The organism is Mycolicibacterium psychrotolerans (assembly GCF_010729305.1).
Taxonomy (GTDB): domain Bacteria; phylum Actinomycetota; class Actinomycetes; order Mycobacteriales; family Mycobacteriaceae; genus Mycobacterium; species Mycobacterium psychrotolerans.
Map to the genome: position 1 here is coordinate 3,077,794 of NZ_AP022574.1, position 24,208 is coordinate 3,102,001.

The window sequence follows — 24,208 nt, forward strand, 5'->3', positions numbered from 1 at the left end:
CCGCCGAAAGCGCGGCGCATGCGAAACTGTCGCCCATGACGGGACGGGCCGGGCCGCGCATCGCGATGATCAGCGCCGTCCTGGCGCTGGTGGCCGGTGTGGTGGGGGTGATCGTCACGCTGGCGCTGGGCGCCTTCGTGTTCGACGACTACGACGCCTACGGCGAGGTGCCGGTCCCCGGGTCCGGACGGGTGAGCCTGCCCGCCGGCGAGGTGACGATCAGCTTCCACACCGCGGTGACCGGTGGTGTCGGCGGCGGCTTCCCGGTGCCGCCGCTGAAGCTCGGCATCGACCCGCCCGAGGGCGTGCCGGACCCGGTGATCACCGAGACCATCGGCACCACGACATCGGTGAACAACGATGTGCACCTGCGCATCTGGGTGGCGCAGATCCCGCGGGCCGGCATGTACGACGTCCGGGCCGGCGGCGACGTCGGCGGCTACATCAATCCGCGCCTGGCGTTCGGCCGCGACAGCTCGCCGGGGTGGCCGATGTGGGTGTTCGGTGCCCTCACCGCGCTGGGCGCCGTCGCGCTCGCCGCGGCGATCGCGTGGCGGGTGCGGGCGGGTCGCCGGGCGCGTCCGCTGCCCGGACCGATGATCCTCGACGAACCGAGCTGGCCCGGGCCGGTTCCGCCGCCGGTGCACGAGTACCCGCCCCTCGACGAGCCGGGCGGTCAGTGACCTCTGGCGACCCACTCGTCGTAGTGCACGATCTCGTCACCGACGCTGGTGGTGTCGCCGTGGCCGGTGTAGACGACGGTCTCACCCGGCAGGGTGCCGAGCCGGCCTGAGATCGACTCGAGGATGGTCGGGAAGTCGGAGTAGGAGCGGCCGGTCGCGCCGGGACCGCCGGAGAACAGGGTGTCCCCGCTGAACACCGCGTCGAGGTCGGGGGCGTGCCAGCACACCGAGCCGGGGGAGTGGCCCGGCGTGTGCAGCGCACGCAGCTCGATGCCGGCCACCCGTAACGTCTGACCGTCGGCTACTGCGCGAAAGTCGCTGTCGGGGTGGGTCATTCGCCACAGCACGTCGTCGGCCGGGTGCAGGAACACCGGGGCGTCGAGCGCCTTGCCGAGCTGCGGGGCGACCGTGACGTGGTCGTTGTGGCCGTGGGTGCACACCACCGCGACGACATGACGGCCAGCGACCGCGTCGATGATCGGGTCGGCGGTGTGCGCGGCGTCGAACACCACCACCTCGTTGTCGTCGCCGACGAGCCAGATGTTGTTGTCCACCTCCCAGCTGCCGCCGTCGAGTTCGAAGGTGCCGCTGGTGACCAGCCGCTGAATGCTCACAACACCACCACCGATCGCAGCACCTCTCCGGCGTGCATCTTCGCGAAAGCGTCCTCGATCTGGTCGAGCCCGATGCGTTCGGAGACGAACTTGTCCAGAGGGAACCGGCCCTGCAGATACAGACTGATCAGCGTCGGGAAGTCGCGCTCGGGCAGGCAGTCGCCGTACCAGGACGATTTCAGGGACCCGCCGCGGGAGAAGAAGTCGATCAGCGGCATCTGCAGCGTCATGTCCGGGGTCGGCACGCCGACCAGCACGACGGTGCCGGCCAGGTCGCGCGCGTAGAACGCCTGCTTCCACGTCTCGGGCCGCCCGACCGCGTCGATGACGACGTCGGCGCCGAAACCGTCGGTGAGGTCCTGGATGGTCTCGACCGGATCGAGCTCCTTGGCGTTGATCGTGTGGGTGGCGCCGAACTCACGGGCCCAGTTCAACTTCCGGTCGTCCATGTCGACGGCGATGATGCGCCGGGCGCCGACCAGCCGGGCCCCGGCGATGGCGGCGTCGCCGACGCCACCGCAGCCGATCACCGCGACCGTGTCGTCCCGGTTGACCGCGCCGGTGTTCATCGCCGCGCCCAGCCCGGCCATCACCCCGCAGCCCAGCAGCCCCGCCGCGGCCGGGTCGGCCGCCGGGTCCACCAACGTGGCCTGACCCTCGTGCACCAGCGTCTTGTCGGCGAACGCGCCGATGCCCAGCGCCGGGGTGAGCTCCGTGCCGTCGGTGAGCGTCATCTTCTGCGCGGCGTTGTGGGTGTCGAAGCACAGGTGTGGACGGCCCCGCTTGCAGGCCCGGCACTGACCGCACACCGCGCGCCAGTTGAGGACCACGAAGTCGCCGGGCTCGACGTTGGTGACGCTGTCGCCGACGGACTCGACGATGCCTGCAGCCTCATGGCCGAGCAGGAACGGGAACTCGTCGTTGATGCCGCCCTCGCGGTAGTGCAGATCGGTGTGGCACACACCGCACGCCTGGATGTCGACGACCACCTCACCCGGGCCGGGGTCCGGGATCACGATGTCCACCACCTCGACCGGCTGGCCCTTCGTCCGTGAGATCACTCCGCGCACCGTCTGAGTCATGCCTGAACCCTAATATGTCGGGCACACTCGATACATGCCTGTCGGCATGCCGGCGGTGTTCCTCTCGCACGGCGCCCCGCCTCTGGTCGACGATGCACTGTGGGTATCGCAACTGCGGGCCTGGGCGGGCGTGCTGCCGGTGCCGACGGCGATCCTCGTGGTCTCCGCGCATTGGGAGGCCGCCCCGCTCACCATCGGGTCCACCGACGCGCGCACCCCGTTGACCTACGACTTCTGGGGATTCCCCGACCGCTACTACGACGTCACCTACGATGCGCCCGGCGCGCCGGAACTGGCTGTGACAGTGCGCAAGTCGTTTCTGGATGACCCGTCGCCCGGCGCGGTGCCGTCCGGATGGTCGGTGGAACGGGCGCAGGCCCCGGACGGGCCTGGCCAAACGCTCCCTCGAACTGGCCTGAACGGAGTTACGGTGGTCATCTGATGGCGACCGATCTGCAGACCGATCTGCTCTGCGCCGCGCGTCGAGCGCACCAGCGGCGGGACTGGCGGGCGAGCTACGAAGCGTTCGACCTCGCAAGCCGGCAGACTCCGCTGCGCACCGACGATCTGGACGCGTTTGCGTTCGCGGCGTGGCGGCTCGGCCACATCAAGGAGTCGAGCCGCGCCGCCGAGCGGGTGTTCGCGGAGCTGACCAGAACCGACCCGGCGGCCGCGGCGATGAAAGCCAACGAGCTGGCGCTGGCGTGGCTGGTGCGCGGGGACGTCAACATCGGCCAGGGCTGGATGAACCGGGCCCGCCGCCTGCTGGCCAGCACCGACGAGAGCCCCGCGCACGGGTATCTCACCTACCTGGAGGCGGCGGTCGCCGCGATCACGTACGACGTCGACGGCCTGAGTGCCCACGTCGGCGCACTGCGAGAGTTGAGCGCGCGTCTCGACGTCCCGGCGGTGACCGCGCTCGGTCTGATCGCCGCCGGCGTTGAGGCGATCCTGCAGGCGCGGACGGCCGAAGGCTACGCGCTGATCGACGAGGCGATCCTGCCGCTGGTGGCCGACCAGGTGCCGATCGAGTGGGCCGGCGACCTGTACTGCATGGTGCTGCACCACTGCCACAAACTCGCCGACCTGCCCCGGATGCGCGCGTGGACCCAGTCGATGGAGCAGTGGTGCGGGCTGTCGGGCTCGGTGCCCTACGGCGGGGTCTGCGACGTGCACCGGCTGCAGGTCCGCGCCGCCACCGACGACTACCGGGGGCTCGAGGACCGGCTGACGCTGGCCAGCCGCGCACTCGAGGAGGTCAATTCCTGGGCGGCCGCCGAAGGTTACTACCAGCTCGGTGAGGTACGCCGGATCCGCGGTGACGTCGATGGTGCGGCAACAGCTTTCGAGCAAGCCAGGACACTGGGCATGGACCCGCAGCCGGGTGCGGCGCTGCTGGCGTGCCGGCGCGGGGACCGGCAGGGCGCCTGGACCGCGATCCGGGTCGCGCTGGCCGGGCGCGACCGGCTCACCAGGGTGCGGCTGCTGCGCGCTGCGGTGGAGATCTCATTGGGCCGCGACGCCCTCGACGAGGCCGAAACCTACTGCGCCGAACTGGAAACGGATGCCGCGGCGTTCCGGACGCCCGGCTTCCGCGGGTGGGCGGCGCACGCCCGCGGAGCCGTGCTGGTGCGGCGGGGGTCGTTCGGTCCCGCGCTGGCAATCCTGCAGGAGGCGTTGGCCGAGTACCGCACCCAGCAGTCTCGCTACGAGACCGCCGAGGTCTACGAATGGATGGCGCTGGCTCACCGTGGACTCGGCCACACCGACGCCGCGGCCGCCGACGCTGCCACCGCCGACGCCATCTACGCCCAGCTCGGGGTCGAACCTGCGGGCATCTGCGGTGCACCGTCACCCGGCGGGTTGACGCGCCGGGAACGCGAAGTGCTCACCCTGATCGCGGCCGGCGCCACGAACCGCCAGGTGGCCCAGCAGCTGCACCTCAGCGAGAAGACCGTGAGCCGGCATCTGGCCAACATCTACGCCAAGGCGGGGGTGTCCTCCCGCACCGCGGCGGTGGCCTGGGCGCGGGAGAACGCGATCCTGCCCTAGGTTCTGCACCATCCACCCCAGGACCGGACGAGAGAAATGCACGATCTGACCGATACCGGCGCCCACCTTGGCGGCCTACCGTCTGCAGGCATGACAACTCTCACCGACCCCACGACCGCCATCGAGGACACCCAGCAGTTCGCCGAACGCATTGTCGGCACCATCGACGCCGCCAGCCTGGCGATCCTGATGTCCATCGGGCATCAGACCGGACTGTTCGACGCCCTTGCCGCACTGCCACCGGCCACCAGCACTCAGATCGCCGACGCCGCCGGGCTCGACGAACGCTACGTGCGGGAGTGGCTCGGCGGGATGGCCGCCGGCCGGATCGTCGATTACGACGCTGCGGCCCAGGCGTATTCGCTGCCCGAGCACCGGGCGGCAGTCCTGACCCGCGCGGCCGGCCCCGACAACCTCGCCCGCGTCGCGCAGTTCATCCCATTGCTGGGGGAGGTGGAGCAGAAGGTGATCGGCTGTTTCCGCGACGGCGGAGGCCTGTCCTACGGCGAGTACCCGCGCTTTCACACGCTGATGGCCGAGGAGAGCGGCGAGGTGTTCGACGCCGCCCTGGTCGATGTCATCCTGCCGCTGGCCGACGGGCTGCCCGGCCTCCTGCTCGCCGGCGCCGACGTCGCCGACTTCGGTTGCGGCAGTGGGCATGCGATCAACGTGATGGCCCAGGCGTTTCCGGCGAGCCGATTCCGTGGCCTCGATTTCTCCGACGAGGGGATTGCGGTGGGAAGGGAGGAAGCCCGCCGGCTCGGCGTGCCGAACGCGTCCTTCGAGCGGAACGACCTGACCCACTACGACGCGGTGGAGGCCTTCGACGTCATCACCGCGTTCGACGCGATCCACGACCAGGCGCATCCCGCGCGGGTGCTGGCCAACATCCATCGCGCGCTGCGGCCGGGCGGGGTGTTCCTGATGGTCGACATCAAGTCGTCGAGTCGGATCGAGGACAACGTCGGCGTCCCTCTGGCGCCCTACCTGTATACGGTCTCGACGATGCACTGCATGAGTGTCTCGCTGGGGCTGGGCGGTGACGGCCTGGGCACCTGCTGGGGTCGCGAGCAAGCGCTGTCGATGCTGACCGATGCCGGCTTCTCCGATGTCACCGTGCGCGAGATCGAGTCCGACCCGATCAACTACTACTACGTTTCCAGGAAGTGACGCGATGACGATCGTCGACGTGGCGCGCCCCGACCGAGAAGACCTTCCACAATTGCAGCGTGACACGCTGTTCGTGACCGACGGCGGACTCGAGACCGAGCTGATCTTCCACGACGGCCGCGACCTGCCTTGTTTTGCGGCTTTCCCCCTGCTCGACACCTTGGGCGGCCTGGCGCGGCTGCGGCGTTACTACGACGGCTACCTCGACATCGCGCGGGCGCACCGGGCCGGCTTCATCGTCGAGACGCCGACGTGGCGCGCCAACCCGGATTGGGCCCGACAGCTCGGTTACTCCGCGCAACGGCTTGACGAGGTCAACCGGGCCGCGGTGGCACTCGCCCGAGAGGTACGCGCCGTCGCAACAGCCGACGGCCTCACCACCGTGGTGAGCGGGTGCATCGGTCCGCGCGGCGACGGCTACGACCCGGAAGTCGCGATGAGCGCCGAGGAAGCCCAGTGCTATCACGCGGAACAGATCGGCGCCTTCGCGGACGCCGGAGCCGATCAGGTCACGGCGATCACGATGACCAACACGGCGGAGGCCATCGGTGTGGTCCGGGCGGCCGTGGGGACAGGGCTGGCAGTGGCGATCTCGTTCACCGTCGAGACCGACGGCCGCCTGCCGACCGGTCAGCAGCTGAGTCGTGCGATCGAGCAGGTAGACGCTGAGACGAACTCTGCCGCAGCCTATTTCATGGTGAATTGCGCTCACCCGACACACTTCCGGAGTGCCTTCGACCATGGCGGAGAATGGCGGCACCGGATAGTCGGTGTGCGCGCCAACGCCTCCACGCTCAGCCATGCCGAGCTCGATGAGGCCACCGCGCTGGACGAGGGAGATCCGGCCGACCTGGGTGCTGCGCACGCGGCGATGCGTGACCGGCTGCCCTCGGTCACCGTGCTCGGCGGCTGTTGCGGCACCGACGCCCGCCACGTCGCCGCGATCGTGTCGGCGTGGAGCGGAGACTAAGCTCGTCGCTCGATGAGCGCACTCGACGTCTTGGCCGACTGGCCCGTCCCGACCGTCGCGGCCGCGGTGGTGGGGCCGGCCGGCACGCTGGACAGTCACGGGGATCAGGCACGGCGGTTCCCGCTGGCGTCGGTGACCAAGCCGCTCGCCGCGCGGGCGGCGCAGATCGCCGTCGAGGAGGGCGCGGTCGAGTTGGACACCGCGGCGGGACCCCGGGGCGCGACGGTGCGCCATCTGCTGGCCCACGCCGCGGGATACGACATGAACTCGGCGAAGGTGCTCGCCGCGCCGGGCACCCGGCGTATCTACTCCAATCACGGCTTCGCCGTGCTCGCCGAGACGCTCGAGCAGGAGGCGTCCATCCCGTTCGCGACCTACCTCGCCGAGTCGGTGTTCGCGCCGCTGGGAATGTCGGACACCACCCTCGAGGGAGGGGTCGAGGCGGCAGGGTACGGCGCCACGTCGACGGTCGCCGATCTGGTCGCGTTCGCCGGTGACCTGCTGGCACCGTCGCTGGTCTCCGAACAGATGCACGACGACGCGACCTCGGTGCAGTTCCCTGGACTGGACGGCGTGCTGCCCGGCTTCGGCCGGCAGCGGCCCAACGACTGGGGCCTGGGCTTCGAGATCCGCGACGGCAAGTCACCGCATTGGACTGGCCCGACCAACTCGGCCCGCACCTACGGCCACTTCGGCCAGTCGGGCACCTTCCTGTGGGTGGATCCGGACGCCGGGTTGGCGCTGGTGGTGCTCACCGACCGGCCGTTCGGTGAGTGGGCGCACGACGTGATGCCGGCCCTGTCTGATGAAGTTCTGAGAGATTATCGGCCGGACTAGCGCAACAGGCGTCTCACGAGGCACAATATCCTCGTAAGTCACTGCTAGCTACAATTTCATCTGCTGACTCACTCGGAAACACCAGGTCGTTGGGGAAGACGTCCCTCGTGGAGCCGAAGGAGCAGGAGATGCGTGCAGCGAACCAATTCGCCGACGCGACGACGGGCGTGGTGTACATCCATGCCTCACCCGCGGCGGTGTGCCCGCACGTCGAGTGGGCGTTGTCGTCGACCCTCAACGCGAGGGCGAATTTGAAGTGGACGCCGCAACCGGCCATGCCCGGACAGCTGCGTGCGGTCACCAACTGGGTCGGCCCTGTCGGCACCGGAGGGCAGCTGGCCAACGCGCTGCGCTCCTGGTCGGTGCTGCGCTTCGAGGTCACCGAGGATCCGAGCCACGGCGTGGACGGCCACCGATGGTGCCACACCCCGCAACTCGGGCTCTGGAGCGGGGCGATGAGTGCCAACGGCGACGTGATGGTCGGCGAGATGCGGCTGCGCACGCTGATGGCCTCGGGGGCCGACACCTTGGCCGCCGAACTGGACTCCGTGCTGGGCACCGCGTGGGACGAGGCGCTGGAGGCCTACCGTGACGGCGGCGTCGGTGCCGAGGTCAGCTGGCTGAGCAGGGGAGTCGGCTAGGCAGGTTACGGCCGCAACACCCGCAACGCGCGCGGCACCGCCGACACCTCGACCGGGAGCGGGCAGACGTACTCGCCGTCGGCGTAGGCATTGATCGGGGGCGAGATTCCGGGTGAGTCGACCGTGATGGTGCAAGCCCGCCGCGTGGTCACCTCGTCGAGATGCACATGGGTGCCCTTGAACACGGTCGGGAAGAGCCGGATCAGCCGGCTGCGTGACGCCGAGGCGACCATCGTGACGTCGAGCAACCCGTCTCTCGGATCGGCGTCCGGGCAGATCTGCATGCCGCCGCCGTAGCTGCGGGTGTTCCCGAACGCGGCCAGTGTCAGCTCGGTCACCACCTCAGCCCCGTCGAAGGTCAGCCGAAACGGCAGCAGCCGCAGCTTGGACAGCTCGGCGACCATCGCCACGTTGTAGCGCATGCGGCCGTGCGGCCAGCGCATCCGGTTGGTCCGGTCGGTGACCAGCGAGTCGAAGCCGGCCGCCATCACCGTCCCGAACCATCGGTCCGTGCCGTCGGCACCCCGGATCCGGCCGAGATCGATCTCGTCGACCACGCCGTCGACCACGATGTCGGCGGCCGCCTCGGGGTCCTTCTCGGGGATGCCCAGCGCCCGCGCGTGATCGTTGCCGGTACCCGCCGGGATGATGCCGAGCGGCACCGGCGTTTGCGCGAGCACCTGCAGCGCCAGCGAGATGATCCCGTCCCCGCCGACCACCACCAGCGCGTCCATGCCGCGTTCCAGCGCGCCCTCGACCAGCTCGCGGGCATGGGGGGCGTCCCGGCCGGCGAGGGCGACGACGTCGACACCGCGCTCCTGGAACCGGCGGACCGCGCGTTCGGCGGCGTGGGGCGCGTTGCCGTGCCCGGACGCCGGATTGGTCAGGACGGTGATCCTGTTCACGGAATCAGCTTGCCCGGGTTGAGGATTCCGGTCGGGTCGAGGGCGGCCTTGATCGCGCGCAGCACGGTCACCCCGAGGTCGCCCACCTCGTCGCGCATCCACGGGCGATGATCGGCGCCCACCGCGTGGTGGTGGGTGATGGTGGCGCCCGTGCGCACCATCGCATCCGACGCCGCGGCTTTGGCGGTGCGCCACTGCTCGATCGGGTTGCCGCGCTGCGCCGCGACGACGGTGAAGTACAGCGACGCCCCGGTCGGATAGATGTGCGAGATGTGGCACAGCACCAGCGCGGGAGTGCCGGAGTCGGCGAGCGAGCGGGTCAGCGCGTCGGTGACGGCCGCCTTCAGCGCGGGCACGTTCGACCAGGTGGTCGCGGTTTCGAGGGTCTCGCACAGCGCCCCGGCAGACAGCAGGGCGTCGCGTAGGTACGGCGCGTTGAACCGGCCGTGCTCCCACGCCCGGGCCGGCGCTTCGCCCAGCGACGTTGCGCCCTTGGCCAGCAACAGATTTCGTGTCTCGGCGTGCCGGCTCGCGACGTGGGCCTCGGTGCCCTCGAACGCCGTGACGGCCAGGCAGCCGCCGGTGATCTGCTGCTCGCCGATGCTTTCGGTGGTGGCGAGATTGACTCCGGTCTCGGCTTCGTCGGAGAGCCGGATCACGGTGGGCCCGGAGCCGGTCTGCACCACCGCACGCAGCGCGTCGGCGCCGGTCGCGAAGTCGGGAAACGACCACGCTTCGTAGCGGGTGACCTCGGGCACGGGATGCACGCGGACCCGCACCCGGGTGATGACGCCGAACGCCCCCTCCGAGCCGATCAGCACCTGGCGCAGATCCGGTCCCGCGGCCGACGCCGGCGCGCGGCCCAGGTCGAGCACGCCGGCCGGGGTGATCGCCCGTAGCCCGCGGACCATGTCGTCGAACCGGCCGTAGCCCGCCGAGTCCTGACCCGACGACCGGGTGGCGGCGAACCCGCCGATGGTGGCGAAGCAGAAGCTCTGCGGGAAGTGGCCGAGTGAGAATCCGCGCTCGGCCAGCAGTTTCTCCGCCTGCGGTCCGGTCAGGCCGGCACCGAGTTCGGCTTCCCCGGACACATCGTCGAGCGAGTGCAGTCGGTCGAAGCGGCGCAGGTCCAGCGACACCACCGCCTTGAAATCGCCCCGCAGCGGGTCGAGGCCGCCGACGACGCTGGTACCGCCGCCGAAGGGCACGATCGCGATGCTGTGGTCTGCGCAGAACCGCAGCAGGGCGGCCACGTCGTCGTCATCGCGGGGGACCAGCACGGCGTCCGGGGCGTCCTGCACGCCGAAGTCCTTGCGCCGCAGAAGGTCCAGGGTGGACTTGCCGCCGGCGCGCAGCAGTCGCCCGCGGTCGTCGACCACCACGTTGTCGGCGCCGACGATCGCGGTCATGGCGTCCAGATCGGCCCGCGACAGCGCCGACGGGCGCACCCGGACCTGCTCGAGCGTCGGTTCGGCGACGGCGTCGGCCTCGACGCCCAGTGCCTGGTGGAGCAACGAGCGGATGCCGGGGGACAGCGGGGTGGCTGCATTCGGGTCTCCCCAGGCGTTCCACGCCATCGGTGGGTCGGACGGGTGGCCATCATGCGCAGACATGCGTTACAGTATTACAGATGGTGTCAATCCGTAACCCCGATTCGAGCGTCGAACAGCGCATTCTCGACGCGGCGGCGGCGTGCATCCTCGCCTACGGCGTCGAGCGGACGACCATGACGGAGATCGCGCGGCGTGCCCGGGTCAGCCGGCCGACGATCTACCGCCGTTGGCCCGACATCCGATGGGTGATCGCCGAACTGCTCACCGTGCGGATCGCCGGCGTGCTCGAAGACGTGCCGGACCGCGGGCCCGGCCGGGAATCCATGGTCGAGCGCGTGGTCGCGGTCGCCGAACACCTCCGTAACGACGAGATCGTGCAGTCGGTCATCCGCAACGCGCCGGGCCTCGCGATGGTCTACATCGCCGAACGGCTCGGCACCAGCCAGCAGATCCTCATCGACGCGCTGGCCGACGCGATCACAGCGGGCCAGGAGGAAGGCAGCATCCGGTCCGGCGATCCGCACGAGATGGGTGCGATGTGCCTGCTCATCACCCAGTCGACCATCCAGTCGGCGCAGATGGTCGAGAAGCTCCTCGACGCCCGGGCCCTCAACGTCGAACTGGGCCGCGCCCTGAACGGATACCTCGCCCCATGACCGGCTCGACCGCATTGAACGCTGCGCGCCGCACGCAGGAGCTGACCGCCCTGGGCGACGGTGCGCCGCTGGATCTGATCGTCATCGGGGGCGGGATCACCGGCGCCGGGATCGCGCTGGACGCCGCGACGCGTGGGCTGTCGGTGGCGCTGGTCGAGAAGCACGACCTGGCGTTCGGCACCAGCCGGTGGAGTTCCAAGCTTGTGCACGGCGGGCTGCGCTACCTGGCCAGTGGCAACGTCGGCATCGCGCGGCGCAGCGCCGTCGAGCGCGGAATCCTGATGACGCGCAACGCGCCGCACCTGGTGCACGCGATGCCCCAGCTGGTTCCGCTGTTGCCCGAGATGAACCCCGCGTCGCGTGCGCTGGTCCGGTTCGGGTTCGCCGCCGGCGACGGACTGCGCAAGCTGGCGGGCACGCCGGCCTCGGTGCTGCCCCGGTCGCGGCGAATCGGGGTGTCCGAGACGGTCCGGCTGGCGCCGACCGTGCGCCGCGACGGCCTCGACGGCGCGCTGCTGGCCTATGACGGACAACTCGTCGACGACGCGCGCCTGGTGACCGCGGTGGCCCGAACCGCGGCCCAGCACGGCGCGCGCATCCTGACTCGCGTCGAGGCGGTCGCCGCGTCACGCACGTCGGTGACGCTGACCGACACCCTGTCCGGGGAGTCGATCGAGGTACGCGCCCGCGCCGTGGTGAACGCGACCGGCGTGTGGGCCGGACAGGTGGACCCGTCCCTGCGGCTGCGGCCCAGCCGCGGCACCCACCTCGTGTTCGACGCCGCCGCGTTCGGCAATCCCACTGCGGCGCTGACCATCCCGATCCCCGGGGAGATCAACCGGTTCGTGTTCGCGATGCCCGAGCAGTTGGGCCGGGTGTACCTGGGGCTGACCGACGAGGACGCACCGGGTCCGGTTCCCGACGTGCCGGAACCGACGCCCGGCGAGATGGCGTTCCTGCTCGACACCGTGAACACCGCGCTCGCGACCGCTCTGGGTTCCTCGGATGTGCTCGGGGCGTACGCCGGTCTGCGGCCGCTGATCGACACCGGCGGCGGTCGCACGGCCGACGTGTCGCGGGAGCACGCGGTCACCGAGTCGCCGACCGGGGTGCTGAGCGTTATCGGCGGCAAGCTCACCGAATACCGCTACATGGCCGAAGATGTGGTCGACCGGGCCGTCGCGGTGCGGGGTCTGTCGGCCCAGCCGTGCCGGACGCGCAACATGCCGCTCGTCGGTGCTCCGGCGAATCCCGTTGCCGCGCAACAGTCGTCGACGGACCTGCCCGGCTCGCTGGTCGAGCGCTACGGCGCCGAGGCGCCCAATGTGATCGCACGCGCCTCCTGCCCGCGGCCCGTCGACCCCGTCGCTGACGGCATCGACGTCACCCGGGCGGAATTCGAGTACGCGGTGACCCACGAGGGCGCGCTGACCGTCGACGACATCCTCGATAGGCGCACGCGCATCGGCCTGATCGCCGCCGACCGCGAGCGCGCACTGCCCGCCGCGGAAGAGATGCTGGCCACCGCGGAATAGGCGCGGGTTACAGCGGGATGTTCTTGTGGCGGCCGCGGCGTGCCGGGGCCTCGGCCAGCGCCTGCGTCAGCCTCGAGCGGGTGTGGGCGGGGTCGATCTTCTCGTCCACCACGCCGATCTCGATCGCGGAATCCACACCGCCGGCGATCTTCTCGTGCTCGATGGCCAGCGCCTCGTGCAGCGACTCGCGCTCCTCGGGCGCGGCGGCGGCCAGCTTCTTCTTGTGCAGGATGCCGACGGCGGCCTTCGCGCCCATCACGGCGACCTCGGCCTCGGGCCACGCGAACACCTTGGTGGCGTTCAGCGATCGCGAGTTCATCGCGATGTAGGCGCCGCCGTAGATCTTGCGGGTCACCAGCGTGACGCGGGGCACCGACGACTCGCCGAAGGCGTGCAGCAGCTTGGCGCCGCGACGGACCACGCCGCCCCACTCCTGATCCACACCGGGCAGGTAGCCCGGCACGTCGACGACCACGACCAGCGGGATGCCGAAGGCGTCACACAGGCGCACGAAACGCGCCGACTTCTCGGCACTTTCGGAGTTCAGACAGCCGCCCAGGCGCAGCGGGTTGTTGGCGATCACGCCGACGGTGCGCCCGGCCAGCCGGCCCAGGCCGACCACGATCGACGGCGCCCAACGCGACTGGAACTCCTCGAACGGCACGCCCTCGTCCAACAGAGCCTCGACCAGCGGGTGCACGTCGTAGGCACGCCGCGCCGACTCGGGCAGCAGCGCCTTGAGGTCGGTGTCGCCGGCCTCGGCCTTGGTGCGGTCGAAATGCCCCTGCTGGCAGAACAATCCGACCAGACGGCGACCGCGCTCGTAAGCATCGAGCTCGTCGTCGGCGACGATGTGGCACACGCCGGACTTCTTGTGGTGCGCCTCGGGGCCGCCGAGGGAGACCATGTCGACGTCTTCGCCGGTGACACTGCGCACGACGTCGGGTCCGGTGACGAACACCTTGCTGTCCGGGGCCATCACGATCACGTCGGTGAGCGCGGGGCCGTAGGCGGCGCCGCCGGCCGCGAAGCCGACCACCACCGAGATCTGCGGGATGTAGCCCGACGCGCGGATCATCGCCTCGAACACCAGCCCGACCGCGTGCAGCGCCTTGACGCCCTCGGCCAGCCGGGCGCCTCCTGAGTGCCAGATGCCGACGATGGGGCTCTGCTCGTCGATCGCGACGTCATAGGCGTTGACGATGTGCGCGCAACCCTCCACGCCCATCGCGCCGCCCATGACGGTTCCGTCGGTGCAGAACGCGATCGTCCGCACGCCGTTGACGGTGCCAGCGGCGGCGAGCACCCCCGACTTGTCGCGCTCGTGCAGCAGCTCGACGCTGCCGTCGTCGAAGAAGGTCGACAGCCGCAGCAGCGGATCGCGCGGGTCGAGGGAGTCGTCAACTGCTTCGGGGAGGCGGTTTTCGATGGTCGTCATATGTTCTCCTGCTTGTCAGTACTTCCCGAAGGCGAGTGCGACGTTGTGCCCGCCGAATCCGAACGAATTGTTGATGGCGTAGTCGTAATTGCCCGGCCGAGGGCCGCCCGCGACGACATCGAGGTCGATCTCGGGATCGAGGTTCTTCAAGTTGAGGGTGGGGGGAATGATGCCGCTGCGCAGCGTCTGCACCGTGAGGATCGACTCCACCGCGCCCACTGCGCCGACAGAGTGGCCCAGCGCGGACTTGGGTGCGTAGACGGCGGGCCGGTGCCCGCGCATCGCGTTGTTGATGGCCTTGCCCTCCGCGACGTCACCGACGCTGGTGCCGGTGGCGTGCGCGTTGACGTGGTCGATGTCCGACGGCTGCAGCCCGGCCAGCTCGATGGCCCGTGCCATCGCGTAGCCCGCCCGCTCACCGTCGGGGTCCGGCGCCACCATGTGGTAGCCGTCGGAGGTGATGCTCGCGCCCATCAGGCGTGCCAGGATCGTCGCGCCGCGCGCCTTGGCGTGTTCCTCGGTCTCGATCACCATCAGCGCCCCGGCCTCGCCGAACACGAAGCCGTCGCGGTCCTTGTCGAAGGGCCTGCAGGCGCCGGCGGGGTCGTCGTTGTTGGTCGACATCACGATGCGCATCTGCGCGAAACCGGCGATCGGCACCGCCTCGATGCGCTGCTCGACGCCACCGCAGATCGCGATGTCGGCCTCACCGAGCACGATGTTGCGCCACGCCTGCGCGATGCCCTCCGAACCCGACGCACACGCCGAAACCGGGGTGACCACCCCGGCCCTGGCATGGCGTTCGAGCCCGACGACGGCGGACGGGCCGTTGGGCATGTACATCTGCACCGCCAGCGGGGACACGGCGGTGATTCCGCGATCCCGCATGCCGTCGTAGGCGAACACCAGCGCCTCGGCACCGCCGAGGCCGGTCCCGATCGACACCAGCATGCGCCTGCTGTCGACCTCGGGGTTGCCGGCGTTCTCCCAGACACGACGCCCCAGCACGGTGGCCATCTTCTGCGGGTACGACATCCGCCGGTTCTCGGCGTCGGTCAGTTCCCCGACGAAGTCCTCGAGCAGATGGCCGCCGATGCGCACCGGCAGATCGAACTCCTCGACGAAGGGATCGTCGAGCAGACGGATGCCGCTCTTGCCCTCCAGCAGCGCCTTCCAGGTGCCCTCGGCATCGGTGGCGACGCTCGTCGTCATCGCCATCCCGGTCACCACGACATCGGGAAGTCCGCTACCAGTTGTCGGCGAAGCCATGCTGGGGCGCGTGTCCTTCCTGCTACGTGTTCTCTACTTGTCGGCCCTGGTCACTCGTCAGCCCTAGTAGCGACCGAAGGCCAGAGCCACATTGTGGCCGCCGAAGCCGAACGAGTTGTTGATGGCGTAGCGGTAGTCGCCGTATCGAGGCTCACCCGCGACGACATCGAGATCGATCTCAGGGTCGGGCGTCTCGTAGTTCAGCGTCGGCGGGATGACACCGTCACGCAGCGCCATGACCGTCAACGCCGACTCCAGGGCGCCCACCGCACCGATCGAGTGGCCCAGCGCCGACTTCGGTGCGTACACCGCGGCGTGGTCCACACCGGCGACCCGGATCGCATTCGCCTCGGCAGTGTCACCGATCGAGGTGGCCGTGGCGTGTGCGTTGACGTGCTGGATGTCCTTGGGCTCCAGGCCCGCGGTCTCCATCGCACGCTTCATCGCCTGACCCGCCCGCAGGCCGTCGGCCGCGGGAGCCACCATGTGGAAGGCGTCGGAGGTGATGCCTGCGCCCATCAGCCGTGCCAACGGCGTGGCGCCGCGGGCCTTGGCGTGCTCCTCGGTCTCGATGATCATCAGGGCGCCGGCCTCGCCGAAGACGAAGCCGTCACGGTTCTTGTCGAACGGCCGCGATGCTCCCGCCGGATCCTCGTTGTTGGTCGACATCGCGCGCATCATCGAGAACGCCGCGATCGGCAGCGCCTCGATGCCGCCTTCGACACCGCCGCAGACCGCGAAGTCGGCGTCACCCATCACGATCGAACGCCACGCGTGGGCGATCGCCTCCGAACCCGACGAGCACGCCGACACCGGGGTGATGACCCCGGCGCGGGCGCCCAGTTCGAGACCGGCGACGGCCGCCGCACCGTTCGGCATGATCATCTGTACGGCGAGCGGCGACACCTTGCGGGGGCCGCCCTCGTTCATCGCGTCGTAGGTCTCGACGATCTTCTCGCCGCCACCCAGACCGGTACCGATGACCACCGCGAACCGGTCGGGGTCGACCTCGGGCTTGCCCGCGGTCTCCCACAACCGGCCCGACAGCAGCTTCGACATGCGCTGCACGTAGGACATGCGGCGCATGTCGAGCCGGGACATGTGGCTGTCGACGTTGTCGACCAGGTGGCCACCGATGCGCACCGGCAGGTCCCACTTGGTGACGAAGTCGTCCTCCAGAATCCGGATGCCGCTTTCGCCCGCCAGCAGGCCCTTCCACGTGCTCTCGATGTCGCCGGCGAGGGCCGTGGTGGCCTCGACGGCGGTCACCACGACGCTCGGGAAACCTCCGTTAGCAGTGGAAGGCCTGCTCATTCTGCCGCGAACTTCTCGCGCAGGGCGGCAGCGGCCTCGGGGTTCTCTTCTTCCAGCTTCTGGATGTAGGCGACGACGTCACCGACGGTGCGCAGACCGGCGAGGTCCTCGTCGGGGATCTTCACGCCGTACTTGTCCTCGGTCTGCACGGCGATCTCGACCATCGACAGCGAGTCGATGTCCAGGTCGTCGACGAAGGACTTCTCCGGGGTCACCTCGGAGGGCTCGATACCGGTGACCTCTTCGATGATCTCGGCGAGACCGGCGATGATTTCTTCCTGACTGGCGGGCACAGTGGCTCCTTCTATTTCTATTTTCGGGTTGTTACCTGGTGAAACGATGGGGTCGTGCTCTCGTCACCGGGCGGCGCGCAGGGCTTCCGCGAGTCCGTCCAGATCGGAGGGGGTCTTGATGGGATGGGTCGGGGTGCCCTTGAGCTCACGCTTGGCGATGCCGCTCAGCGTCCCGGCCGGGGGGAACTCGACGAGCGCGGTGGCTCCGAGCTCGCGCAGGGTGTCGTTGCACAGGTCCCAGCGCACCGGACGGGTCATCTGGGCGACGAGCTTGGTCATCGCGTCGGCGGCCGACGCGACCGGACGGCCGTCGGCGTTGGACAGCAGCGTGACGGTCGGCTCCGACGGGGTGATCCGGCCGGCGACGGCGGCGTACTCGTCCAGGGCCGGGGCCATGTACCGGGTGTGGAACGCGCCCGCGGTCGCGAGCGGGCGGACCCGGGCGCGTGCCGGCGGGTCCTCGGCCAGCTTCTCCAGTGCTGCGACGGCACCCGCGGCGACGATCTGTCCGGTCGCGTTGCGGTTCGCCGGAACCAGGTCGAGGGCGTCGAGTCGGGCGAGCACCTCGGCCTCGTCGCCACCGAGCAGCGCCGACATGCCGGTGGGCTCCAGCGCACAGGCCTTGGCCATCTCGCGGCCGCGGGTGGCGGCCAGGGCGACGGCCTCGTCGGCGGTGATCACGCCGGCGATCGCGTACGCGGCGATCTCGCCGACCGAGTGTCCCGCTGCGACGATCTCCTCGGTGCCGGTCAGGATGTCCCGTGCGGACAGTTCCTCGTAGGCCAGCAGCGTGGCGGCCACCACGAGGGGCTGGGTCACCGCGGTATCGGTGATCTCCTCGGCGTCGGCGGTGGTGCCGAGCCGTGCCAGGTCCAGGCCGCTGATCGCCGACCACGACGCGATGCGCGTCGCGGCGCCGGGGAGCTCCAGCCACTCGGCGAGCATGCCGGGAGTCTGGGAGCCCTGTCCGGGCGCGAGGAATGCAAGCACTGTCTTGTCAGGCACGTCTCTAAGAAAACATTGTGAAGACGGTTTTGCGCCGTGTAAGAGACTATGAACTCTTTCTTAGGTTTTTGTGGAGAGCCCACAAAACCGCATGTGATGCGACGTCACCGAGACCGCATCGCAATGTGTCACCTCGGAGAAGGCACCGCAGATGTGACCGATGCAACAGCAGTGACCTGCTCAGATCCGGCCCTTGATGGAGTGCTCGCCTGCGCTTGACGCCGCAGTCGGCCCACCGTGGAGGCCACTCGCAGCACGTAGGCGTCCCGGGGAACCGTGGCGTCACGGCCCGTGAAGTCTGCGATCCGTTTGAGCCGGTAGCGGACGGTATTTGGATGAACGAACAATTTGCGCGCGCAGGCTTCGATCGCGCCACCGGAGTCGAGGTAGGCGTCGAGTGTCTCCACCAGCGTGGGTCCGGCGTCCGCGAGCGGGCGCATCACGTCCGCTTCCAGGGCGGCGGCGGCCGAGGCGTCGCCGAGCAGCGCCCGTTCGGGAAGCAGCTCGCGGGCGGCCACCGGGCGCGGCGCGCCCGCCCAGCCGGCGACGGCGTTCATCCCGGCGATGGCCTCGGTGGCGCTGAGGTGGGCCGCGCCCAGCGTCGGCGCCATCGGCCCGATGACCACCGGACCGTCACCGAACACCGTCATCAACTCCGACAGGAAGCGGTCGGTGTGCGACAACCCGCCCGAGACGACGGTGACCAGCCAGGTGCCGTGGACGTCGGCCAGGGCCGCCCTGCCGTTGCGGGTGGCGACGTCGTGCACGTCCTCGCTCGTCAGGTCCATCCGGTCGGGGCGCGGCAACCCGACGATCACCGTCGCCGCCGCGGTGGCGTCCCAATTCAGCGCGGCGGCCTGCGACTGCAGATCGGGTCCGATGTCGCCGCGCACCACGGCGTCGATCAGGTTCGCCTCCATCCGGGTGTCCCACGCACCGCGGGCCTCGGCCTGGTCGGCGTAGGCGGTGGCCGCGGCGAAGGCCAGATCACGGCTGTAGCGCAGGATGCCGGCCGTCAGCGCGGTGAGCTGTTCCTCGCTGCGCGCCAGCAGCGGGACGACCTCCTCGAAGTACTCCATCGTCACGCGCACCATCTCCACCGACTGGCGCAGCGCGATGCGCCTGCGCAGATCCTGCGGCACCACCTCGAACGCCTGCGCGGTGTAGCTGACATCGCTGTCGGGCTGGCGCATCCACTCGACGAAGTTCACCACCGCCGTCTGCACGACCAGCTGCACGCTGGCCCGCTGCGAGGCCTCCAGATCGGCGAAGAACGGCAGCCGTTCCTCCATGTAGTGGACGGCCTCGGTCGCCAGCCGTCCGGAATACTGCTTGAGTCTGCGCAGCGCGGAGTCGGGAACGTTCTCCAGCACCTCGACCGTCGAGCGGGGCGGGATGTACCGATTGTTGTCGGCCATCCCTAAAAGCTACGCCGCGATTTCGTGCAGGACCTCCAATTCAGGCCACGCCCGGATCCGACGTCTGCTCCGGCGCCGCCATCACATTGTCGATCTCGTACTTGCGGGCCGCCTCGACCGCCACCGCCATGTCGATGTTGCCGTCGCGGGCGAGACCTTCCAGCACCGCGACCGTGATCGACTCGGCGTCGGTGTTGTAGTAACGCCGCGCCGCCGGCCTGGTGTCGGAGAAGCCGAAGCCATCGGTGCCGAGCGTGATGTAGGTGCCGGGCACCCACGGCCGGATCTGCTCGGGCACCGCCCGCATCCAGTCCGACACGGCCACCACGGGGCCCTCGGCGTCGGCGAGCGCCTGGGTGATGTACGGCGTGCCGGCCGTGCGCTCCGGATGGCGCAGCGCCTCCTTCTCGATCGCCACACCGTCGCGGTTGAGCTCACCCCAGCTGGTCACCGACCACACGTCGGCCGCGACGTCCCACTCCTCGGCGAGCATGTCGGCGGCGTTGAGCGCCGAGGGCATCCCGACTCCGGACACCAGGATCTGGGCGCGGTGACTGCGCTTGTCCGGCGCCTGCCGGTAGCGGTAGATCCCGCGCAGCAGACCCTCGACGTCCAGGTCCTCCGGCTCCGCCGGCTGCACGTAGGGCTCGTTGTAGATCGTCACGTAGAAGTAGACGTTCTCCGGGTTCTCGCCGTACATGCGGTGCAGGCCGCTCTCGATGATGTAGGCGATCTCGTAGGCGAACGCCGGGTCGTAGGCGACGACGGCCGGGTTGGTCGCGGCCAGCAGCAGCGAATGCCCGTCGGCGTGCTGCAAACCCTCGCCGACCAGCGTCGTGCGGCCGGCCGTCGCTCCGAGCACGAAACCGCGCGCCATCTGATCGGCCGCAGCCCACAGGCCGTCGCCGGTGCGCTGGAACCCGAACATCGAATAGAAGATGTAGACCGGGATCATCGGCTCGTTGTGGGTGGCATAGGACGTGCCGACCGCGGTGAACGACGCCGTCGAGCCTGCCTCGTTGATGCCCTCGTGCAGGATCTGGCCGATTTCGCTCTCCTTGTAGGCCAGCATCAGCTCCGCGTCGACCGAGGTATAGAGCTGGCCGTTGCGGTTGTAGATCTTCAGGCTGGGGAACCACGAGTCCATCCCGAACGTGCGGGCCTCGTCGGGGATGATCGGGACTATCCGATCCCCGATGTTCTTGTCCCGCAACAGCTCCTTGAACGTCCGCACGGTCGCCATCGTGGTGGCCACCTCCTGCTTGCCCGAGCCCTTCTTCAGCGCCTTGTAGGTGTCGCGGCCGGGCAGCTGCAGGGTCTTGCTCTTGGTGCGGCGCTCGGGCAGGAACCCGCCAAGGGCGCGGCGCCGGTCGAGCATGTAGCGGATCTCCGGCGCCTCAGGACCGGGGTGGTAGTAGGGCGGCAGGTAGGGGTCGTTCTCGATCTGCTCGTCGGAGATCGGGATGCGCTGGGCGTCGCGGAAATCCTTGAGGTCTTGCAGCGCAAGCTTTTTCATCTGGTGCGTGGCGTTGCGGCCCTCGAAGTGCTTGCCCAGGGTGTAGCCCTTGATGGTCTTGGCCAGGATGACCGTCGGCTGACCCTTGTGTTCCATCGCCGCGTGGTACGCGGCGTAGACCTTGCGGTAGTCGTGGCCGCCGCGCTTGAGGTTCCAGATCTCCCGATCGGTCATCGGCTCGACGAGCGCCTTGGTCCGCGGATCGCGGCCGAAGAAGTGGTCGCGCACGTAGCCGCCGTCGTTGGCCTTGTAGGTCTGGTAATCGCCGTCGGGGGTGGTGTTCATCAGGTTCACCAGCGCGCCGTCGCGGTCGGCGTGCAGCAGCGCGTCCCACTCGCGGCCCCACACCACCTTGATCACGTTCCAGCCCGCACCGCGGAAGAACGACTCGAGCTCCTGGATGATCTTGCCGTTGCCGCGCACCGGGCCGTCGAGGCGCTGCAGGTTGCAGTTCACCACGAACGTGAGGTTGTCCAGCGCCTCGTTGGCCGCCACCTGGATCAGTCCGCGGCTTTCCGGCTCGTCCATCTCGCCGTCGCCGAGGAACGCCCAGACGTGCTGGTTGGTGGTGTCCTTGAGGCCCCGGTCCTGCAGGTAGTGGTTGAACCGCGCCTGATAGATCGCGTTCATCGGGCCCAGGCCCATCGAGACCGTGGGGAACTCCCAGAAGTCGGGCATCAGCCGCGGGTGCGGGTAGGACGGCAGGCCGCCGCCGGCGTGGCTGTGCTCCTGGCGGAAGCCGTCGAGCTGGTCGGAGCTGAGCCGGCCCTCCAGGTACGCGCGGGCGTAGATGCCGGGCGAGGCGTGGCCCTGGATGAACACCTGGTCGCCGCCGCCGGGGTGGGATTTGCCGCGGAAGAAGTGGTTGAAGCCGACCTCGTAGAGCGCCGCCGAGGACGCGTACGTGGAGATGTGGCCGCCGACGCCGACGCCGGGCCGCTGCGCCCGGTGCACCATGATCGCGGCGTTCCACCGGATCCAGGCCCGGTAGCGGCGCTCGACGTCCTCGTCGCCGGGGAACCACGGTTCGAGTTCGGTGGGGATCGTGTTGACGTAGTCGGTCGACGTCAGCGACGGGATCGCCACCCGCTGCTCGCCGGCGCGTTCGAGCAGCCGCAGCATCAGGTAACGCGCCCGCGACGGCCCGGAACGCTCGAGAAGATCGTCGAAGGACTCCAGCCACTCGCCGGTCTCGTCGGGATCGATGTCGGGCAGGTAGGACGCCACCCCCTCCCGGATGACGCGAACGCGATCGTGTTCGGCTGTGCTGCTGGAGTTTTGGGCCAGATCCTGGCGCACGAACTCGGTGGTCAACTTCCGCTCCTTGTCAGGCGGTTTCGCGCACGCGATCGGCCGAGTGGGTCTGCTCGCTCTTCATGTGCACAGGTGGGTTCCATCCTTCTCCAATCCTGCCCCATGTGCAGCACCGGGTGTGAACGGTTGCATTTAGTACACCCAACCCGTTGATCGGCCGGTAACGTCTGCAGACCGTGCTGATCGGTTGGGGGAGCGCCGCCCGTGTGCGGTTGGCCGCCTTCGCGACCGGCACCGTCGCGGCGTTGGCGATGGTGGTCGTCGGCTGTACGAACGTCACCGACGGTGCCGCCTCGGCGCCCGAGGGCGAGGCGCCGCTGTACCGGGCGTCGGTGTCGGCCTCGCTCGAGGAGTCCGCCGCGAGTTCGTCGGCGCGTGAATCCGAACGCCAAGCCTCGCTGACCACCCAGGCGGTGCAGAGCACCTGCGAGACGATGAGCTCGAGCAGTGCCGACGCGATCGCCGCGGTCAACACCTACGTCGACGCGTTCAACACCGATCCGGGCGGCTCGGCGAGCAACGCAGGCCCCGCCGTCGACGCGCTGAACCAGAGCGCGGACCTGGTGGCGAGCGGCATGAGCGACGCGTTGCCCGGGGAGCTGCGCGACGCGCTGACCGGCTGGGTCGACGCGGCGCGGGCAGTCGCGACCGCGATCGCAGGCAACTATCCGGCCGATGATTTCAACGCCGCGATCGCCCGCCTCAACGACGCGAAGACCACCGCACTGGACCGTTGCGATGCGGCGTTCCGGTGACGTTGCCGCCAGATGGCTTGCCGTCGTCACCCGGCGTGCGACGATAGGGGGCAACGTGGCACAGCGCACAGCGCACAGCGTGCCGACCAGACGCAAGGAGGACTGACCGTGGTGTCGGCGGGTGACCCCCCGAACTACGCCCGCAAGCTGGGCATCCAAAAAGATCAGGTTGTGCAGGAACTGGGCTGGGACTCCGACGTCGATGACGACATCCGGGCCGACATCGAAGACGAGTGCGGTGGTGAACTCCTCGACGAGGACGCCGACGAGGTAGTCGACGTGGTGCTGCTGTGGTGGCGCGACGACGACGGAGACCTCGTCGACACGCTGATGGACGCGATCACGCCGCTGGCCGACGATGGTGTCATCTGGGTCGTCACGCCCAAGACCGGCCAGCCCGGTCATGTGCAGCCCGCCGAGATCGCCGAGTCGGCGCCCACGGCCGGCCTGATGCAGACCTCGTCGGCCAATCTCGGCGACTGGATCGCCAGCAGGCTGGTGCAACCGAAATCCAAGGCCGCAGGGCGGCGATGACTTTCCGATGAGGCAGGTCGGCGACATCGCGCCGGACTTCACGCTCGCCGATCAGAACAACCAGCGGGTGTCGTTGAGCGCGTTCCGCGGCACGAAGAACGTGCTGCTGGTCTTCTTCCCGCTCGCCTTCACCGGGATCTGTCAGCGCGAGCTCGACGAGATCCGCGATCACCTCGACGACTTCGTCGACGACGCGACGGCCACGCTGGCGATCTCGGTGGGTCCGTCGCCCACCCACAAGGTGTGGGCCGGGCAGCGTGGGTTCACGTTTCCGGTGCTGTCGGACTTCTGGCCGCACGGCGCGGTGAGCCAGGCTTACGGCGTCTTCAACGACGCGTCCGGCTTCTCGAACCGGGGCACGATCGCCGTCGACCGCGACGGGGTGGTGCGGTTCGCCGACTGCAGGCAGCCGGGGGAGGCGCGCGATCAGGCAGTGTGGAGGGCGGCGCTGGACGCGGTGCGGGGCTGACTTCCGCGCCGAGTGTGCGCGCAGGGCGGGATTCTCGCGGTTTCGGCGCCCTGGACGCACGCTCGAGTGAATTTCAGATTCGCCGCGCCCGCCGATTATGCTGCCCGGGATCGGGCGCGTAGCTCAGTGGTAGAGCTCTGGTTTTACACACCAGCGGTCGGCGGTTCGATACCGTCCGCGCCCAC

Annotated in this window: 22 protein-coding genes, 1 tRNA gene and 1 pseudogene; 13 read left to right on the forward strand and 11 right to left on the reverse strand. The window is 69.5% G+C overall.

Annotated features, from left to right (window positions below; genetic code table 11):
* The first annotated feature begins 35 nt into the window (after window positions 1-35).
* A complete protein-coding gene (locus tag G6N45_RS14980; protein ID WP_163723008.1) occupies window positions 36-683 on the forward strand; it encodes an SHOCT domain-containing protein in 648 nt (215 codons plus the stop codon).
* Here the strand turns inward: G6N45_RS14980 and G6N45_RS14985 are convergent.
* The gene (locus G6N45_RS14985) at window positions 677-1,297 is read right to left on the reverse strand and encodes an MBL fold metallo-hydrolase (protein WP_163723009.1); all 621 of its coding nucleotides are present in this window, start codon (window positions 1,295-1,297) and stop codon (window positions 677-679) included. The genes G6N45_RS14980 and G6N45_RS14985 overlap by 7 nt on opposite strands.
* On the reverse strand, window positions 1,294-2,379 hold the full coding sequence (locus G6N45_RS14990) for an S-(hydroxymethyl)mycothiol dehydrogenase (RefSeq protein ID WP_163723010.1): 1,086 nt from the start codon (window positions 2,377-2,379) through the stop codon (window positions 1,294-1,296). Before G6N45_RS14990 ends, G6N45_RS14985 begins: the two co-directional genes overlap by 4 nt.
* Before the next feature lie 46 nt (window positions 2,380-2,425).
* On the opposite strand from G6N45_RS14990, the pseudogene G6N45_RS14995 reads away from it, so the two are divergent.
* From G6N45_RS14995 to G6N45_RS15020, 6 genes and pseudogenes are all read left to right on the forward strand, one after another.
* A pseudogene (locus G6N45_RS14995) lies at window positions 2,426-2,692 on the forward strand (dioxygenase family protein); the annotation flags it as partial.
* A gap of 128 nt (window positions 2,693-2,820) precedes the next feature.
* Window positions 2,821-4,431 (forward strand): LuxR family transcriptional regulator, encoded by a 1,611-nt coding sequence (locus tag G6N45_RS15000; protein WP_163723011.1) that lies wholly within the window; start codon window positions 2,821-2,823, stop codon window positions 4,429-4,431.
* Window positions 4,432-4,521: 90 nt separating this feature from the next.
* A complete protein-coding gene (locus G6N45_RS15005; RefSeq protein WP_163723012.1) occupies window positions 4,522-5,601 on the forward strand; it encodes a class I SAM-dependent methyltransferase in 1,080 nt (359 codons plus the stop codon).
* Window positions 5,602-5,605: 4 nt separating this feature from the next.
* Complete coding sequence (locus G6N45_RS15010; protein WP_163723013.1) at window positions 5,606-6,571, forward strand: homocysteine S-methyltransferase family protein; 966 nt, start codon at window positions 5,606-5,608, stop codon at window positions 6,569-6,571.
* 12 nt (window positions 6,572-6,583) lie between these two features.
* Complete coding sequence (locus G6N45_RS15015; RefSeq protein ID WP_163723014.1) at window positions 6,584-7,408, forward strand: serine hydrolase domain-containing protein; 825 nt, start codon at window positions 6,584-6,586, stop codon at window positions 7,406-7,408.
* Between the two features lie 128 nt (window positions 7,409-7,536).
* Window positions 7,537-8,049: a DUF3145 domain-containing protein gene (locus G6N45_RS15020; RefSeq protein ID WP_057149031.1), complete on the forward strand. Its 513-nt coding sequence runs from the start codon at window positions 7,537-7,539 to the stop codon at window positions 8,047-8,049.
* Window positions 8,050-8,054: 5 nt separating this feature from the next.
* Here G6N45_RS15020 and G6N45_RS15025 read toward each other — a convergent pair whose 3' ends face one another.
* Window positions 8,055-8,954, reverse strand: a complete 900-nt coding sequence (locus tag G6N45_RS15025) for a diacylglycerol kinase (protein WP_163723015.1) — start codon at window positions 8,952-8,954, stop codon at window positions 8,055-8,057.
* The gene (locus G6N45_RS15030) at window positions 8,951-10,531 is read right to left on the reverse strand and encodes an FAD-binding oxidoreductase (RefSeq protein ID WP_163728478.1); all 1,581 of its coding nucleotides are present in this window, start codon (window positions 10,529-10,531) and stop codon (window positions 8,951-8,953) included. The genes G6N45_RS15025 and G6N45_RS15030 overlap by 4 nt, the downstream gene beginning before the upstream one ends.
* Before the next feature lie 53 nt (window positions 10,532-10,584).
* Between G6N45_RS15030 and G6N45_RS15035 the strand changes: the two genes are divergently transcribed.
* Both G6N45_RS15035 and G6N45_RS15040 read left to right on the forward strand, forming a co-directional pair.
* Window positions 10,585-11,163, forward strand: coding sequence for a TetR/AcrR family transcriptional regulator (locus G6N45_RS15035; RefSeq protein ID WP_163723016.1), 579 nt, complete (start codon window positions 10,585-10,587; stop codon window positions 11,161-11,163).
* The gene (locus G6N45_RS15040; protein WP_163723017.1) at window positions 11,160-12,698 is read left to right on the forward strand and encodes a glycerol-3-phosphate dehydrogenase/oxidase; all 1,539 of its coding nucleotides are present in this window, start codon (window positions 11,160-11,162) and stop codon (window positions 12,696-12,698) included. The genes G6N45_RS15035 and G6N45_RS15040 overlap by 4 nt, the downstream gene beginning before the upstream one ends.
* A gap of 7 nt (window positions 12,699-12,705) precedes the next feature.
* Here G6N45_RS15040 and G6N45_RS15045 read toward each other — a convergent pair whose 3' ends face one another.
* The 7 genes from G6N45_RS15045 to aceE form a co-directional block, all read right to left on the reverse strand.
* A complete protein-coding gene (locus tag G6N45_RS15045; RefSeq protein ID WP_163723018.1) occupies window positions 12,706-14,136 on the reverse strand; it encodes an acyl-CoA carboxylase subunit beta in 1,431 nt (476 codons plus the stop codon).
* Between the two features lie 15 nt (window positions 14,137-14,151).
* Window positions 14,152-15,405 (reverse strand): 3-oxoacyl-ACP synthase KasB, encoded by a 1,254-nt coding sequence (gene kasB, locus G6N45_RS15050; RefSeq protein WP_163723019.1) that lies wholly within the window; start codon window positions 15,403-15,405, stop codon window positions 14,152-14,154.
* Between the two features lie 63 nt (window positions 15,406-15,468).
* The gene (gene kasA / locus G6N45_RS15055) at window positions 15,469-16,719 is read right to left on the reverse strand and encodes a 3-oxoacyl-ACP synthase KasA (RefSeq protein WP_057148524.1); all 1,251 of its coding nucleotides are present in this window, start codon (window positions 16,717-16,719) and stop codon (window positions 15,469-15,471) included.
* Window positions 16,716-17,012, reverse strand: coding sequence for a meromycolate extension acyl carrier protein AcpM (gene acpM / locus G6N45_RS15060; protein WP_043410381.1), 297 nt, complete (start codon window positions 17,010-17,012; stop codon window positions 16,716-16,718). The genes kasA and acpM overlap by 4 nt, the downstream gene beginning before the upstream one ends.
* 63 nt (window positions 17,013-17,075) lie before the next feature.
* Complete coding sequence (locus G6N45_RS15065; RefSeq protein WP_163728481.1) at window positions 17,076-18,002, reverse strand: ACP S-malonyltransferase; 927 nt, start codon at window positions 18,000-18,002, stop codon at window positions 17,076-17,078.
* Between the two features lie 143 nt (window positions 18,003-18,145).
* Window positions 18,146-19,435 carry a PucR family transcriptional regulator gene (locus G6N45_RS15070; protein ID WP_163723020.1) on the reverse strand — a complete coding sequence of 430 codons (1,290 nt, stop codon included), beginning with the start codon at window positions 19,433-19,435 and terminating at the stop codon, window positions 18,146-18,148.
* 40 nt (window positions 19,436-19,475) lie between these two features.
* The gene (gene aceE / locus G6N45_RS15075; protein WP_163723021.1) at window positions 19,476-22,265 is read right to left on the reverse strand and encodes a pyruvate dehydrogenase (acetyl-transferring), homodimeric type; all 2,790 of its coding nucleotides are present in this window, start codon (window positions 22,263-22,265) and stop codon (window positions 19,476-19,478) included.
* Between the two features lie 176 nt (window positions 22,266-22,441).
* Between aceE and G6N45_RS15080 the strand changes: the two genes are divergently transcribed.
* From G6N45_RS15080 to G6N45_RS15095, 4 genes are all read left to right on the forward strand, one after another.
* The gene (locus tag G6N45_RS15080) at window positions 22,442-23,020 is read left to right on the forward strand and encodes an Rv2240c family protein (protein ID WP_163723022.1); all 579 of its coding nucleotides are present in this window, start codon (window positions 22,442-22,444) and stop codon (window positions 23,018-23,020) included.
* A gap of 108 nt (window positions 23,021-23,128) precedes the next feature.
* Window positions 23,129-23,554 (forward strand): DUF3052 domain-containing protein, encoded by a 426-nt coding sequence (locus tag G6N45_RS15085; RefSeq protein WP_048419171.1) that lies wholly within the window; start codon window positions 23,129-23,131, stop codon window positions 23,552-23,554.
* A gap of 7 nt (window positions 23,555-23,561) precedes the next feature.
* Window positions 23,562-24,023 (forward strand): peroxiredoxin, encoded by a 462-nt coding sequence (locus tag G6N45_RS15090; RefSeq protein ID WP_163723023.1) that lies wholly within the window; start codon window positions 23,562-23,564, stop codon window positions 24,021-24,023.
* A 112-nt stretch (window positions 24,024-24,135) separates the two neighbouring features.
* Window positions 24,136-24,207: transfer RNA gene (locus tag G6N45_RS15095), tRNA-Val, on the forward strand.
* The last annotated feature ends 1 nt before the right edge of the window (window position 24,208 follow it).